We start from the raw sequence: 15,478 nt of genomic DNA on the forward strand, positions 1-15,478 counted from the left end.
TTTTCAATGGCTATAGACCACAGTTTTATTTCAGAACAACCGACGTAACAGGTACATGTGACTTACCATCTGGAGTAGAAATGGTAATGCCTGGTGATAACGTACAATTGACTATTCACCTGCATGCACCTATTGCGATGGACGAAGGTTTACGATTCGCAATTCGGGAAGGTGGCCGTACTGTTGGCGCCGGTGTTGTTGCGAAAATTATCGAGTAACAAAGTTAAATTGTGTTGGCATGAATTATAATGATTCGTGCCAATTAATTTAGGCCAGTAGCTCAATTGGCAGAGTGGCGGTCTCCAAAACCGCAGGTTGGGGGTTCGATTCCCTCCTGGCCTGCCAACTTACAAGTGAATATGAAAAGTTCTAACGAAAATCAAAGTACTACTAAAAATATACTTTCATGGATGTCTGTGGTTCTTGTAACTGCAGCAGCTTTTTTTTGTACATATCACTATACATTTTCAGGTCCCATCCAGTCGATAATATGGCTAGTATGGTTATTGTTGACTTTATTTTTTGCCTACATGACATCTGTGGGTAAACAAGTATTTAAATTTGCTCAAGAATCAAAAGTTGAATTGTTAAAAGTCGTTTGGCCAACCCGCCAGGAGACGATACAGACAACAACCATTGTTATTGTTATGGTAGCCGTAACCGGATTTATACTCTGGGGAGTCGATTCTGTGATGATGTGGGCAATTGCTAAAATAACGCATTTAGGGTGAATTCGGTGGAAGAACACAAATCGAAACAATGGTATGTTGTACATGCCTATTCAGGTTACGAGAATTTCGTTATGCGCGAAATTAAATCTCGTGCGCAACACCACAACTTAGAAGATAAAATTGGTGAAGTTGTTGTGCCTTCAGAAGAAGTTGTTGAAATGCGTTCAGGCCAAAAGCGCAAAAGTACACGCAAGTTTTTTCCAGGCTATGTATTAGTAAACATGGTTATGGATGATCAGACATGGCATATGATAAGAGCAATACCAAGAGTTTTAGGCTTTATTGGTGGAACCAGTCAGACACCTACACCTATTACTGATAAAGAAGCACGAGCAATCATGCAACGTGTTGAAGATGGCGTTACCAAACCAAGACCCAAGATCCTCTTTGAACCAGGTGAAGTGGTTCGAGTTAAAGAAGGTCCATTTGTTGACTTTAATGGTGTAGTAGAAGAAGTCAATTATGAGAAAAACAAATTAAGAGTAGCTGTCCTGATTTTTGGACGATCTACTCCAGTTGAACTTGAATTTAGTCAAGTAGAGAAAACTTAGTTCGCTAAGGTGCCCTGATAAGTCTTAATAAACATCTTGTTTAGAAAAGAGTTATACAGGGCTATTTTGTGTAAAAAGGGGAGCTAGGAGACATAGAGAAAGTAAACTCATATTAACTTGGCGTATGACCCGTAAGGAGTAAAGATGGCAAAAAAAGTAGAAGCATATATAAAGTTGCAAATCCCAGCAGGTAAAGCAAATCCAAGTCCACCAGTCGGTCCAGCTTTGGGTCAACGCGGTGTAAACATTATGGAGTTTTGTAAGGCCTTCAATGCTGCGACACAACAAATGGAACAAGGGTTACCCACTCCTGTTGTTATCACTGTATATAGTGACCGTAGCTTTACCTTTATTACTAAGACACCACCAGCTTCAGTTCTTCTGAAAAAGGCTGCCGGTATTCAAAGTGGAAGTGGTACACCTAACACTAAAAAAGTGGCCAAACTTAACGTCAAGCAACTTGAAGAAATTGCGAAAATTAAAGAGCCTGATTTAACTGCAGCAAGCTTAGCAGCAGCAGTTAGAAGTATTGCAGGTACTGCTCGCAGTATGGGTATTGACGTTGAAGGTTTAGAGTAAGGGGGATGCCATGCCAAGAGTATCGAAAAAACAAAAAAAGATTTTAGAGACAATCAAAACAAATCATTTATATAGTGCTAGTGAAGCAATCAATCTTTTAAAACAATTTGCTTCAACTAAATTTCGCGAAAGTTTAGATATAAGTGTTAATTTGGGTGTTGATCCTCGTAAATCAGATCAAGTAGTCCGTTCATCAACCAATTTACCTAAAGGTACCGGTAAAGTTGTTCGTGTAGCTGTGTTTGCACAAGGCGACAACGCAACTAAAGCTAAAGACGCTGGTGCTGATATCGTTGGATTTGAAGATTTGGCTGAAAAGATAAAAGGCGGCGCAATGGACTTCGATGTTGTTATTGCTACGCCCGATGCAATGCGTATTGTTGGTCAGTTAGGTCAGGTTCTAGGTCCAAGAGGCTTAATGCCAAATCCAAAAGTTGGAACTGTAACTACCAACGTTGAAGCTGCAGTTAAAGATGCTAAATCAGGTCAAGTACGATACAGAACTGATAAAAATGGTATTATACATTGTACCGTTGGGAAAGTAGATTTTACTGTTGAAGACATTATTGAAAATATTGTTGCTTTAATTAACGATCTTAAAAAGGCGAAGCCTTCTTCATCAAAAGGTCAATATTTAAAGAAAATATCTTTATCTACAACTATGGGTCCTGGCATAGCTATTGATATTTCATCAATACCTGTGTAATATATCCACCCATTTTTAGGAATTCACGGCATAGATTTGGTTCCATGCCGTCGAAGACCGCAGGTGCTAACGCTTAATTTCCTGCGCAGACGGTGAACCGGCTCCAACTTAATGAAAGAGGCGGCCACCATAACTGGCAAATCCTTGTGATTTGTATAATTAGGAGGTCAGTAACGTGACATTAAATTTAGCTGCAAAAAAAGCTGTTGTTGAAGAAGTGACTGCGGTCGCCTCAAAGGCTATTTCGGCAGTAGTTGCTGATTATCGTGGTTTAACTGTTAATCAAATGACGCACTTACGTAGTGAAGCACGTAAATCTGGTGTTTATCTTCGGGTTGTAAGAAATACATTGACAAGAAGAGCATTTAAAAACACTGAATTTGAGTGCTTGAATGACTTGCTTGTTGGCCCGTTATTCATCGCGTTATCACTAGAAGCACCTAGTGATGCTGCAAGACTACTTAAAGAATTCACTAAGACATGCGACAAACTTGAGGTCAGAGCATTATCAGTAGGCGGAAAAGTATACAAAGCAGATCAAATTGATGCTGTAGCAAGCTTACCGACTCGTGATGAAGCTATTGCCAAGTTAATGTACGTGATGAAAGCGCCCGTTGAGAAATTTGTCAGAACTCTTGCTGAGCCTCATGCTAAATTAGTAAGAACCTTAGCAGCGGTAAAAGATAAAAAAGCAGGTTAAATCACATTTAATCAATAAATTAATTTTAAATCAGGAGCTAGTAATGGCTGTGTCAAAAAATGATATTTTAGAAACCATAGCAAATATGTCTGTTATGGAAGTTGTTGAGTTAATCGAAGCAATGGAAGAGAAATTTAACGTTTCTGCTGCCGCTGCTGCTGTTGCAGTTGCTGCTCCAGCTGCTGCTGCTGCCGCTGCTGAAGAACAAACAGAATTTACTGTTGTTATGACCAGTTTCGGTGCAAACAAAGTTAACGTTATTAAAGCAGTTCGTGGTATTACTGGTCTTGGCTTGAAAGAAGCTAAAGATTTAGTAGAAGGTGCTCCTTCAACAATTAAAGAAGGTGTATCTAAAGATGAAGCTGCTAACATCAAGAAAGAACTTGAAGAAGCTGGTGCTTCAGTAGAAGTTAAATAATAAAGTTATATCAGTGAGATAGGACCCAGCCATGGCTTCATGGCTGGGTTTACGTGTTTGAAGTCATCAATAATTTACAGAGGAAACACCATGGCCGTTGCAGAAGCTAAACCTCAATATTCGCATGCTGAGAAAAAACGATTTCGCAAAAGCTTTGGTACGCAGGCCGATAAAATGGCAATACCAAATCTGCTTGAAATTCAACTCAAATCCTACAGGGATTTTCTTCAGGCTGATAGCAAGTCAAATGAACACTTTAATACAGGATTGCATGCTGCATTTTCTTCTGTATTTCCGATTGAAAGCTTTTCTGGCAATGCACGACTAGAATATGTTGGTTATAAGTTAGGCGAACCAGCGTTTGATGTTCGTGAATGCAAATTAAGAGGCCTAACATATTCTGCACCATTGAGGGTTAAAATAAGACTTGTTGTTCTGGATAAGGACGCAAGCGAAGAACCTAAGCCAATCAAAGATATTAGAGAGCAAGACGTTTTTATGGGTGAAATACCTTTAATGACAGACGTAGGTACGTTTGTTGTAAATGGTACTGAAAGAGTAGTTGTTTCTCAATTACATCGATCACCTGGTGTTATATTTGAACATGATAAAGGCAAGACCCATTCATCTGGTAAGCTGTTATATTCTGCACGCATTATACCCTACCGTGGTTCTTGGTTAGATTTTGAATTTGATCCAAAAGATTGTGTTTATGTTCGTATTGATAGACGACGTAAATTACCGGTAAGTATTCTCTTAAGAGCTTTAGGATACGAAACAGAAGATATCCTAAGTGAATTTTTTGAAATGACTAGCTGCCATCTTAAAAATGGCGAATATCATATTGACCTCATACCTCAACGCTTACGCGGTGAAATTGCTTCATTTGATATTCATGTTCCTGAAACAGGAGAGCTAATAGTTGAACAAGGTAGAAGAATCACTGCACGCCATATAAAATTAATGGAAAAAAGTCAGATGAAAGATCTGATAGTGCCTCGTGATTATTTAATAGGTAAAACATTATCAAAAAATATAATAGACACTTCTACTGGAGAGTTTATTGCTCAAGCAAATGATGAAGTTACTGATGATTTGCTTGATGTAATGGCATCTAACGGAATCCATAAATTTGATATGATTTATACCAACGATTTAGATCATGGTTCCTATATATCGGATACAGTCAAAATAGATCCAACCTCTAGTCAATTGGAAGCACTTGTAGAAATTTATCGTATGATGCGTCCAGGCGAGCCACCAACAAAAGAGGCGGCTGAAGCTTTATTTAAAAATCTATTTTTTGTCGATGAACGTTATGACTTATCTGCTGTTGGAAGAATGAAATTCAACCGACGTGTCGGCCGAAAAAATGATGATGGTCCAGGTACTTTGACTAAAGAAGATATCATGGCTGTTATCAAGACATTAATCGACATAAGAAATGGTATTGGAATGGTTGATGATATTGACCACCTTGGTAACCGAAGAGTACGAAGTGTTGGTGAAATGACTGAAAACCAATTTAGAGTAGGACTTGTACGTGTTGAAAGAGCAGTTAAAGAACGTTTAAGTTTGGTTGAGTCTGAAAATCTGATGCCTCAAGATTTAATTAACGCAAAACCTGTTTCTGCGGCAATTAAAGAGTTTTTCGGTTCAAGCCAGCTGTCACAATTTATGGATCAAGTAAACCCCTTATCGGGCGTTACCCATAAGCGAAGAGTTTCCGCATTAGGCCCAGGTGGTTTAACACGTGAGCGTGCAGGTTTTGAGGTCCGCGACGTACATACAACACACTATGGTCGTGTATGTCCTATTGAAACTCCTGAAGGTCCAAACATTGGTCTGATTAACTCATTATCTGTTTATGCAAGAACAAATGATTATGGATTTATTGAAACTCCATGTCGCAAAGTAATCAATGGTCGCGTGACTGATGAGATTGAATATCTGTCAGCTATTGAAGAAGTTGACCAGTATATTGCACAATCAAGTGTTGCTCTTGATAAAGAGGGTAACATTCTTGCAGATCTGGTTCCTTGCAGACATCAAAATGAATTTTCATTAACTACTCCCGATAATATTAACTACATGGATATTTCACCGAAGCAGATTGTTTCTGTAGCTGCTTCTCTAATTCCATTCTTGGAGCATGATGATGCGAACCGAGCTTTGATGGGTTCAAACATGCAGCGACAAGCAGTACCAACTCTACGATCTGAAAAACCTCTAGTAGGAACAGGAATGGAGCGTATTGTAGCTTCTGACTCAGGGGTTTCTGTAGTAGCAAAACGAGGTGGAGTAATTGACCTCGTTGATGCATCACGGATTGTTGTTCGCGTGAATGATGCTGAAACTACTGCAGGCGAGACAGGTGTGGATATATACAACCTGACTAAATACTTCCGATCAAACCAAGATACATGTATTAATCAACGACCAATAGTTAATACTGGTGATATCATTCAAAGAGGCGATATCTTGGCAGACGGTCCCTGTACTGATATGGGTGAACTGGCTTTAGGTCAGAACTTATTAGTCGCTTTTATGCCCTGGAATGGGTATAACTTTGAGGACTCTATTCTTATTTCCGAACGTATCGTACAAGATGATCGATTCACAACAATTCACATAGAAGAATTAACATGTATCGCTCGAGACACCAAATTAGGTACTGAAGAAATTACTGCAGATATCCCTAATGTTGGTGAGTCAGCACTATCTAACCTGGATGAATCAGGCGTAGTGTACATTGGTGCTGAAGTTAAGGCAGGTGATATTCTTGTTGGTAAAGTTACTCCTAAGGGTGAAACACAACTGACCCCTGAAGAAAAACTCTTACGAGCAATCTTCGGTGAAAAGGCTTCTGATGTTAAAGATTCATCACTTCGCGTTCCATCAGGAATGAACGGTACAGTTATCGATGTACAAGTATTTACTCGTGATGGTTTAGAAAAGGACGCACGTGCGAAAAGCATCGAAGAAGAACATCTTGCTCGAGTTCGTAAGGACTTAGTTGATGAGCGACGTATTCGTGAAGAAGATATCTACCACCGTGTAGCAAATATTGTTCTCGATAAAGTTGCAACAGGCGGACCAGGGAACCTGAAACCAGGATCCAAAATAACTCAGGAGTACCTGGATAAACTAAGTAGAGAAAAGTGGTTTGATATCCGTCTCGAAAATGACGCAACAAGCCAACAACTAGAACAACTTTCAAAACAACTTGAAATGTTGTCTAAAGAAATGGAAAAGCGTTTTAATGACAGTCGTAAGAAAATAATTCAAGGTGATGATTTAGCTCCTGGTGTTTTAAAAATTGTCAAAGTCTATCTGGCTGTGAAAAGACGTATTCAACCAGGTGATAAAATGGCAGGTCGTCATGGAAACAAGGGGGTTATCTCTATTGTTGTTCCCGTTGAGGACATGCCACATATGGAAGATGGAACAGCTGTAGACATCGTTCTTAATCCGCTGGGCGTACCATCACGGATGAATATCGGGCAAGTACTTGAAACCCACCTTGGCTTAGCGGCAAAAGGGTTAGGTAATAAAATTGCTCAGATGCTTGATGCAAGAAAAAATGCGACTGAAATCAGGTCATTCCTGAATAAAATATATAACCATGATGACGTACAACGAGTACATTTAGATTGCCTGAATGATGAAGAAGTACTTAGATTGGCAGACAATTTACGTGCTGGTGTACCCATGGCAACACCTGTTTTTGATGGTGCTTCTGAAGAAGAAATAAAAAGCATGTTGCAGTTAGCAGATTTATCTTCCGATGGTAAAACGTTCTTAATTGATGGTAGAACTGGAAATAAATTTGATAACCCAGTAACTGTAGGTTACATGTACATGTTGAAACTAAACCATTTAGTTGATGATAAGATACATGCTCGCTCCACTGGCTCATACAGTCTAGTAACACAACAACCATTAGGTGGTAAAGCACAGTTTGGTGGACAGCGATTTGGGGAGATGGAGGTTTGGGCTCTCGAAGCTTATGGTGCAGCTTATACATTACAGGAAATGTTGACTGTGAAATCAGATGACGTTGGAGGTAGAACAAAGATCTACAAAAATATTGTCGATGGCGATCATCGTATGGACCCAGGAATGCCTGAGTCTTTCAATGTACTGTTGAAAGAAATCCGTGCATTGGGAATAGATATCGAACTCGAACACGATTAACTTTTTCAGCGATACATACTGATTAACAAATTTTTGGAGGCATAGACTTGAGTACTCTAAACGACGATCCAATGAATGAACCAATGAGAAAAGCTCCTGTAATGAGCGATTTGCTTGGCATACTTAAACAACAGGGACAAAGTGAAGAGTTCGACGCAATTAAGATTGCGTTGGCTTCTCCCGAGCTAATTCGTTCATGGTCATATGGTGAAGTAAAAAAACCAGAAACTATAAATTATCGTACATTTAAACCTGAGCGTGATGGCTTGTTCTGTGCCAAGACGTTTGGACCAGTTAAAGATTATGAATGCCTATGCGGTAAATACAAGCGTCTTAAACATCGTGGCGTTATTTGCGAAAAGTGCGGTGTTGAGCTTGCTCTGGCTAAAGTTCGGCGTGAACGTATGGGGCATATCGAACTAGCAAGCCCAGTTGCACATATCTGGTTCTTGAAGTCATTACCTTCCAGAATAGGTTTATTACTGGATATGACTTTACGAGATATCGAACGTGTACTTTATTTTGAAGCATTTGTAGTTGTTGACCCTGGAATGACTGAATTGGAACGCGGCCAATTGCTGAATGATGAAGTATATCTAGATGCAATGGAACAATATGGTGATGAATTTGACGCCCGCATGGGTGCCGAAGCAATTCGTGATTTACTACGTCAAGTTGATTTGGAAGATGAAATCAGGAATTTACGTGAAGAATTACCAACAACCAATTCTGAAACAAAAATCAAGAAAATTACAAAGCGATTAAAGTTACTTGAGGCTTTTTATGAGTCTGGGAATAAACCAGAGTGGATGATCATGGATGTATTGCCTGTTCTGCCACCTGATTTAAGACCTCTAGTCCCATTAGATGGTGGCCGCTTTGCTACATCTGACTTGAATGATTTGTATCGACGCGTTATTAACCGAAATAATCGTTTGAAACGTCTTCTGGATTTGAATGCGCCAGACATTATAGTACGCAATGAAAAGAGAATGTTACAGGAATCAGTTGATGCGTTGCTTGATAATGGACGTCGTGGCCGTGCAATTACTGGTACTAACAAGCGACCGCTTAAATCATTAGCAGATATGATTAAAGGAAAGCAAGGTCGTTTCCGTCAAAACCTGTTAGGCAAACGTGTAGACTATTCAGGTCGTTCAGTAATTGTGGTTGGTCCAACTTTGAAACTGCATCAGTGCGGTCTCCCAAAGAAAATGGCGCTGGAGTTATTTAAACCATTTATATTTAGCAAACTTGAATTCAGAGGTTTAGCTACCACAATTAAAGCGGCCAAGAAAATGGTAGAGCGCGAAGAGTCAGTTGTTTGGGATATCTTGGATGATGTGATTCGCGAACATCCTATCCTGCTAAACCGTGCTCCTACGTTACATAGATTAGGTATCCAGGCATTTGAGCCCGTACTAATTGAAGGTAAAGCTATTCAACTTCATCCTTTAGTGTGTACTGCATACAACGCGGACTTTGACGGTGACCAAATGGCTGTTCACGTTCCGTTGACTTTGGAGGCACAATTAGAAGCTCGCTCACTAATGATGTCAACAAATAACATCTTGTCACCTGCGAGTGGTGAGCCTATTATTGTACCCAGCCAGGACGTTGTACTTGGCTTATATTACTTAACCCGAGAAAAAGTTAATGCATTGGGCGAAGGGAAAATTTTCGTAAGTCCCCAAGAAGCACAAAACTTTTATGAGTCGGGTCATCTTGATATTCATGCCAAAATTAAAATCCGTATGCCAAAAGAAGACGGAGAAGGCTATCATTTAGTTGAAACAACAGTTGGTAGAGCAATTCTTGCTGAGGTATTACCCAAAGGTATGACTTTTGCAACGATAAACCGTACCATGACCAAGAAAGTTATTTCAAAGGTTATTGACACCTGCTATAGAACTTTTGGTTTGAAAGAAACAGTTATTTTTGCTGATAAGCTTATGTACACTGGCTTTAAGTATGCAACACGCTCTGGAGTGTCAATTGGTATTGAAGATATGGAAATACCAGATGATAAAGCCAGTATTATCGAGCATGCTGATAACGAAGTTCGAGAAATTGAATCACAATTCCGCTCTGGTCTAGTTACTAATGGCGAACGTTACAATAAAGTAATCGATATTTGGTCCAGAACTAACGAACTGGTTGCTAAATCGATGATGACTAAAATTGCAACAGAAGAAGCTTTTGACGCAAAAGGCAATAAGGTTCGACAAGAGTCATTTAACCCAATCTTTATGATGGCTGACTCTGGTGCGCGGGGTTCCGCAGCGCAAATTAGACAGCTGGCAGGTATGCGGGGACTGATGGCTGCGCCAGATGGCTCAATTATTGAAACCCCAATTACAGCTAACTTCCGCGAAGGTTTGAATGTATTCCAGTACTTTATTTCGACACACGGAGCGAGAAAGGGTTTGGCAGATACAGCGTTAAAAACAGCTAACTCGGGTTATCTGACAAGACGTTTAGTGGATGTAGCTCAAGACGTAGTGATTACTGAAGATGATTGCGGTGTGGATACCGGTATTTTAATGCAACCTCTGATTGAGGGTGGTGATATCGTTGAGCCACTACATGAGCGAGTTTTAGGAAGGGTCGTTGCTTCTGATGTTTATATTCCTAACCAGAGTGAACCTGTAGTAACTGCTGGAACATTATTGGATGAAGAGTGGGTTGAAAAACTGGAAAAACAAGGTGTAGACCAAATTTTGGTTCGTTCACCGATTACCTGTCAAACCCGTTTTGGATTATGTGCTAAGTGCTATGGTCGAGATCTGGCAAGAGGTCATCTCGTTAATACCGGTGAAGCCGTAGGTATTATTGCTGCCCAATCAATTGGTGAGCCTGGTACTCAGCTAACAATGCGTACTTTCCATATTGGAGGTGCTGCTTCCCGAGCAACTGCCGCGAATAATATTCAGATTAAAACTAAAGGGGTTATACGTTTACATAACATTAAAACAGTAACTCACGAAAACAAAAACTTGGTTGCGGTATCACGTTCTGGTGAAGTAACTATTGTTGATGAATTTGGGCGCGAGCGTGAGCGTTATAAGTTACCTTACGGTGCAGTAATTTCAGTTCAAGACAATTCGCCTGTGGAGGCTGGACAAGTTATTGCTACATGGGATCCGCATACTCACCCGGTTATTTCTGAGGTAACAGGATATCTGAAATTCGTTGATTTGATTGATGGTATTACCATGAATCGACAAACAGACGAGCTAACCGGCTTGAGCAACATTGTAGTTATCGATGCGAAACAACGTAGTGCAGCAGGTCGTGATATGCGTCCGATGGTAAAATTAGTCGCGGAAAATGGCGAAGATATTTATCTTGCTGGTACGAACGTTCCTGCTCAATACTATCTGCCTGTCGATGCAATTGTTAATTTCGAAGATGGCAATCACGTAGGTATAGGGGATGTTATTGCCCGTATTCCCCAAGAGCGCTCTAAAACACGCGATATTACAGGGGGGCTGCCAAGGGTAGCTGATTTATTCGAAGCACGTAAACCTAAAGATTCAGCTGTTATGGCTGAAGTTTCAGGAATGGTTAGCTTTGGTAAGGAAACAAAAGGTAAGAGAAGATTACTTATTAATGTTTCTGAAGATCAATGTCATGAAGAATTGATACCCAAATGGAGACATATTTCTGTCTTCGAAGGGGAGCATGTTGAACGCGGTGAAATAATTGCTGAAGGCGCGCTCAATCCTCATGATATATTACGCTTGCTAGGTGTTGGTGCATTAGCTAATTACATCGTAAATGAAGTTCAAGACGTATATCGTTTACAAGGTGTAAAAATTAATGACAAACATATCGAAGTAATCGTACGACAAATGCTACGTAAACGAGTTATTACTTTTGCTGGGGATTCTAAGTTCTTAGTAGGAGAGCAAGTAGAAGAAAGCGTCCTGTTGCAAGAAAATGACAAGCTCATTGCTGAGGATAAACAAGCAGCCCGTGGTATTCCTATTTTGTTAGGTATTACAAAGGCTTCTTTGGCGACTGAGTCATTTATTTCTGCTGCTTCGTTCCAGGAAACAACAAGAGTTCTAACTGAAGCTGCTGTAAGTGGTAAAGTTGATGATTTACGTGGTTTAAAAGAAAATGTTATGGTAGGGCGCTTGATTCCAGCAGGAACAGGTTATGCATACCATCAAAGCCGAAAGGCAAAAAGAGCAAAGGCTGCAGCCGGTGAGCACCCAGTGCATACCGTCACTGCAAGTGATGTTGAGCATGCGTTAAGTGAAGCACTAAACGCAGATAATCAAGAACACTAGTTCGGATTCGAAAACGGCAGATTAAACTTGACAAATCTGCCGTAGCTATATAGAATCCGGCCTCCTTATGCATTCGAAATAATCAAAAGAGACAGATCGGAGTTAAGTATAAATGGCTACTATTAATCAGTTAGTAAGAAAGCCTCGTGTGGACGTAAAGAAGAAAAGTAACGTGCCTGCACTGGAATCATGTCCACAAAGACGCGGTGTGTGTACACGCGTTTACACTACTACACCTAAAAAACCTAACTCAGCTATGCGTAAGGTTGCTCGTGTACGTTTAACTAATGGATTTGAAGTTTCATCATACATTGGTGGAGAAGGCCATAACCTTCAGGAACACTCAGTTGTTCTAATTAGAGGTGGTCGTGTTAAAGATTTGCCTGGGGTGCGTTACCACACTGTACGCGGTAGCTTAGATACATCAGGTGTTAATGATCGTAAACAAGGCCGTTCAAAATACGGTACTAAAAAACCAAAAGATAAAAAATAACTGATTGTAGGAAATCGAAATGCCTAGAAGAAGAGAAGTCCCTAAAAGAGAAATTTTGCCAGATCCTAAGCATCATAGTGAATTATTAGCAAAATTTATCAACGTTTTAATGGTTAGCGGTAAGAAATCTACTGCTGAAAAAATTATATATGGTGCTTTATCCGTTATGGAAGAGCGCGTAAAGAAACTTAAAAAAGCAGATGAAGATGAAGGTGAATCAGGTTCAAACGGTTCAGCAACAGTTCTTCGTTATTTTGAAAATGCTTTAGATAATGTGCGCCCAAGCGTTGAAGTTCGTTCACGCCGAGTTGGTGGTGCTACATATCAAGTACCTGTTGAAGTTAGAACTGACCGAAGCATTGCTTTGGGAATGCGCTGGATTGTACAGGCAGCACGTACTCGCGGAGAAAAGGGTATGATGCTACGTTTAGCTGGAGAACTGATGGATGCTTACGAAAGTAAAGGTTCTGCAGTGAAGAAACGCGAAGATACACATAAGATGGCAAAAGCCAACCAGGCGTTTGCACACTTTAGATGGAACTAATAGAGAGGTAATTCCGTGTCTACTCCATTAAAGCTATATAGAAACATAGGTATTGCAGCGCACGTTGATGCTGGGAAAACCACAACAACTGAGCGTGTACTGTACTATACTGGAATGTCTCATAAAATTGGTGAAGTTCATGACGGTGCTGCAACTATGGACTGGATGGTTCAGGAGCAAGAGCGCGGCATTACCATTACGTCAGCAGCAACAACTTGCTACTGGTCAGGTATGGACAAACAGTTCGAACGCCATCGAATCAACATTATCGATACTCCAGGACACGTCGACTTTATGATTGAAGTAGAGCGTTCATTGCGTGTACTCGATGGTGCTGTAGTTGTGTTCGATTCAGTATCCGGAGTGGAACCACAGTCTGAAACTGTTTGGCGTCAAGCAAACAAATATGGTGTGCCACGTATCGTATTCGTCAATAAGATGGATAGAATGGGTGCAAACTTCCTTCGTGTTGTGAGCCAAATTAAACAAAGACTCGGTTCAAATCCTGTCGTTGTTCAATTGCCTATTGGTGCTGAAGAAGAGTTTAAAGGCGTTATTGACCTCATTAAAATGAAGGCAATTCACTGGGATGAAGAAAACAAGGGGATGACTTTCCAATATAAAGATGTTCCTGCGGATCTCAAAGAACAATGCGAAGAATATCGTGCTTTACTCGTAGAAGCTGCCGCAGAAGCAAATGAAGATCTCATGGAAAAATATCTTGATGGTCAAGAATTTACTGAAGTAGAGATTAAAAAAGCGCTACGTCAACTGACTATTAGCAACCAAATTGTCCCTGTTTTCTGTGGTTCAGCCTTTAAAAATAAAGGGGTGCAAGCAGTACTAGACGGAGTGATTGAATATTTACCTTCTCCAACTGACATTCCCGACGTTCAAGGTATTGATGAAGATGGTGAGCCTGCTTCTCGTAAAACTAGCTATGATGCTCCTTTTTCTGCTTTGGCTTTTAAAATCGCAACTGACCCATTCGTTGGTACTTTAACCTATTTCAGAACCTACTCAGGTGTTTTAAAGAGTGGTGATACTGTTTATAACTCGGTGAAAGCTAAAAGAGAGCGTATAGGTCGTTTGCTACAGATGCATGCTAATTCACGCGAAGAAATTAAAGAAGTTAGAGCCGGTGATATTGCGGCAGCTGTGGGACTGAAAACAGTAATGACTGGTGATACCCTATGTGATACCGAGAACGTAGTCATATTAGAAAGAATGGATTTTCCAGATCCTGTAATTGCAGTAGCTGTTGAACCAAAAACAAAAGCAGACCAAGAAAAAATGGGTATTGCTCTTGGTAAGTTGGCTCAAGAAGATCCTTCATTCAGAGTTCATACTGATGAAGAATCTGGTCAAACTATCATTGAAGGTATGGGCGAGCTTCATCTGGAAATTATTGTTGACCGCATGAAACGTGAGTTTAATGTGGAAGCTAATGTTGGTAAGCCTCAAGTTGCCTATCGCGAAACATTGAAACAACCTGTGGAGCAAGAAGGCAAATTTGTAAGACAATCAGGTGGGCGTGGACAATATGGTCACGTTTGGTTGAAAATTGAACCCCAGGAACCTGGAGCAGGTTATGAGTTTATCAACGCAATTGTTGGTGGTGTTATTCCTAAAGAATACATTCCAGCTGTTGATAAGGGTGTTCAAGAGCAGATGCAAAATGGCGTTATTGCTGGTTATCCAGTAGTGGATGTTAAAGTCACGTTGTTTGACGGTTCATTCCATGAAGTGGATTCTAGTGAGATGGCATTTAAAATCGCTGGTTCACAATGCTTTAAGCAAGGTGCATTAAAAGCTAAACCTGTATTGCTTGAACCTATAATGAGTGTTGAAGTCGTAACCCCTGAGGATTATATGGGGGATGTTATGGGTGACCTTAACAGACGTCGCGGTCTGGTTCAAGGAATGGAAGATTCACCAGCAGGTAAAATTGTTAGGGCTGAAGTTCCATTAGCAGAGATGTTTGGTTATTCGACCGATTTACGTTCTGCGACGCAAGGAAGAGCAACATATACAATGGAATTTAGTAAGTACGCGGAAGCACCAAATAACATTGCTGAAGCAATTATTAAGAAACAATAAAGTTAACGAGGTTATTGAAATGGCGAAGGAAAAATTTGAGCGTAAGAAGCCACACGTAAACGTGGGCACGATTGGTCACGTAGACCACGGTAAGACGACATTAACAGCGGCTATTACCACAATTATGGCGAAGAAGTTTGGTGGTACAGCGAAAGCCTATG

At 40.4% G+C, this 15,478-nt stretch carries 13 protein-coding genes and 1 tRNA gene; all 14 read left to right on the forward strand.

Annotated features, from left to right (window positions below; genetic code table 11):
* The coding region (locus ELY20_RS16465; protein WP_456085557.1) for an EF-Tu C-terminal domain-related protein at window positions 1-218 on the forward strand (218 nt) is incomplete at its 5' end.
* A 51-nt stretch (window positions 219-269) separates the two neighbouring features.
* A tRNA-Trp gene (locus tag ELY20_RS16470) sits at window positions 270-345 on the forward strand.
* Window positions 346-359: 14 nt separating this feature from the next.
* The gene (secE, locus tag ELY20_RS16475; RefSeq protein WP_110144191.1) at window positions 360-731 is read left to right on the forward strand and encodes a preprotein translocase subunit SecE; all 372 of its coding nucleotides are present in this window, start codon (window positions 360-362) and stop codon (window positions 729-731) included.
* 5 nt (window positions 732-736) lie between these two features.
* Window positions 737-1,282 carry a transcription termination/antitermination protein NusG gene (gene nusG / locus ELY20_RS16480; RefSeq protein ID WP_165831650.1) on the forward strand — a complete coding sequence of 182 codons (546 nt, stop codon included), beginning with the start codon at window positions 737-739 and terminating at the stop codon, window positions 1,280-1,282.
* Between the two features lie 144 nt (window positions 1,283-1,426).
* On the forward strand, window positions 1,427-1,861 hold the full coding sequence (gene rplK, locus ELY20_RS16485; RefSeq protein ID WP_010654844.1) for a 50S ribosomal protein L11: 435 nt from the start codon (window positions 1,427-1,429) through the stop codon (window positions 1,859-1,861).
* Between the two features lie 10 nt (window positions 1,862-1,871).
* Window positions 1,872-2,567 (forward strand): 50S ribosomal protein L1, encoded by a 696-nt coding sequence (gene rplA, locus ELY20_RS16490; RefSeq protein ID WP_110144189.1) that lies wholly within the window; start codon window positions 1,872-1,874, stop codon window positions 2,565-2,567.
* A 175-nt stretch (window positions 2,568-2,742) separates the two neighbouring features.
* Window positions 2,743-3,267: a 50S ribosomal protein L10 gene (gene rplJ, locus ELY20_RS16495; RefSeq protein ID WP_110144188.1), complete on the forward strand. Its 525-nt coding sequence runs from the start codon at window positions 2,743-2,745 to the stop codon at window positions 3,265-3,267.
* Between the two features lie 43 nt (window positions 3,268-3,310).
* Window positions 3,311-3,685: a 50S ribosomal protein L7/L12 gene (gene rplL, locus ELY20_RS16500; protein ID WP_058466785.1), complete on the forward strand. Its 375-nt coding sequence runs from the start codon at window positions 3,311-3,313 to the stop codon at window positions 3,683-3,685.
* Between the two features lie 90 nt (window positions 3,686-3,775).
* Complete coding sequence (rpoB, locus tag ELY20_RS16505) at window positions 3,776-7,882, forward strand: DNA-directed RNA polymerase subunit beta (protein WP_110144187.1); 4,107 nt, start codon at window positions 3,776-3,778, stop codon at window positions 7,880-7,882.
* A 101-nt stretch (window positions 7,883-7,983) separates the two neighbouring features.
* Window positions 7,984-12,180 (forward strand): DNA-directed RNA polymerase subunit beta', encoded by a 4,197-nt coding sequence (gene rpoC / locus ELY20_RS16510; protein WP_165831651.1) that lies wholly within the window; start codon window positions 7,984-7,986, stop codon window positions 12,178-12,180.
* Between the two features lie 112 nt (window positions 12,181-12,292).
* A complete protein-coding gene (gene rpsL, locus ELY20_RS16515; protein ID WP_010654837.1) occupies window positions 12,293-12,673 on the forward strand; it encodes a 30S ribosomal protein S12 in 381 nt (126 codons plus the stop codon).
* A 19-nt stretch (window positions 12,674-12,692) separates the two neighbouring features.
* Window positions 12,693-13,217: a 30S ribosomal protein S7 gene (rpsG, locus tag ELY20_RS16520; RefSeq protein WP_110144185.1), complete on the forward strand. Its 525-nt coding sequence runs from the start codon at window positions 12,693-12,695 to the stop codon at window positions 13,215-13,217.
* Between the two features lie 15 nt (window positions 13,218-13,232).
* Complete coding sequence (gene fusA, locus ELY20_RS16525) at window positions 13,233-15,317, forward strand: elongation factor G (protein ID WP_110144184.1); 2,085 nt, start codon at window positions 13,233-13,235, stop codon at window positions 15,315-15,317.
* A gap of 19 nt (window positions 15,318-15,336) precedes the next feature.
* Window positions 15,337-15,478: GTP-binding protein (locus ELY20_RS16530; RefSeq protein ID WP_233590639.1), on the forward strand; the 142-nt coding region annotated here is incomplete at its 3' end.

It is taken from the genome of Legionella qingyii, assembly GCF_003990155.1.
Classification (GTDB): Bacteria; Pseudomonadota; Gammaproteobacteria; order Legionellales; family Legionellaceae; genus Legionella; species Legionella qingyii.

Excerpts from the sequence above, each read along its gene's own strand:
- secE (WP_110144191.1), top strand. The coding sequence starts at position 360 with ATGAAAAGTTCTAACGAAAATCAAAGTACTACTAAAAATATACTTTCA.
- rplA (WP_110144189.1), top strand. The coding sequence starts at position 1,872 with ATGCCAAGAGTATCGAAAAAACAAAAAAAGATTTTAGAGACAATCAAA.
- rplK (WP_010654844.1), top strand. The coding sequence starts at position 1,427 with ATGGCAAAAAAAGTAGAAGCATATATAAAGTTGCAAATCCCAGCAGGT.
- rpsL (WP_010654837.1), top strand. The coding sequence starts at position 12,293 with ATGGCTACTATTAATCAGTTAGTAAGAAAGCCTCGTGTGGACGTAAAG.
- rpoC (WP_165831651.1), top strand. The coding sequence starts at position 7,984 with ATGAGCGATTTGCTTGGCATACTTAAACAACAGGGACAAAGTGAAGAG.
- rpoB (WP_110144187.1), top strand. The coding sequence starts at position 3,776 with ATGGCCGTTGCAGAAGCTAAACCTCAATATTCGCATGCTGAGAAAAAA.
- rplL (WP_058466785.1), top strand. The coding sequence starts at position 3,311 with ATGGCTGTGTCAAAAAATGATATTTTAGAAACCATAGCAAATATGTCT.
- rpsG (WP_110144185.1), top strand. The coding sequence starts at position 12,693 with ATGCCTAGAAGAAGAGAAGTCCCTAAAAGAGAAATTTTGCCAGATCCT.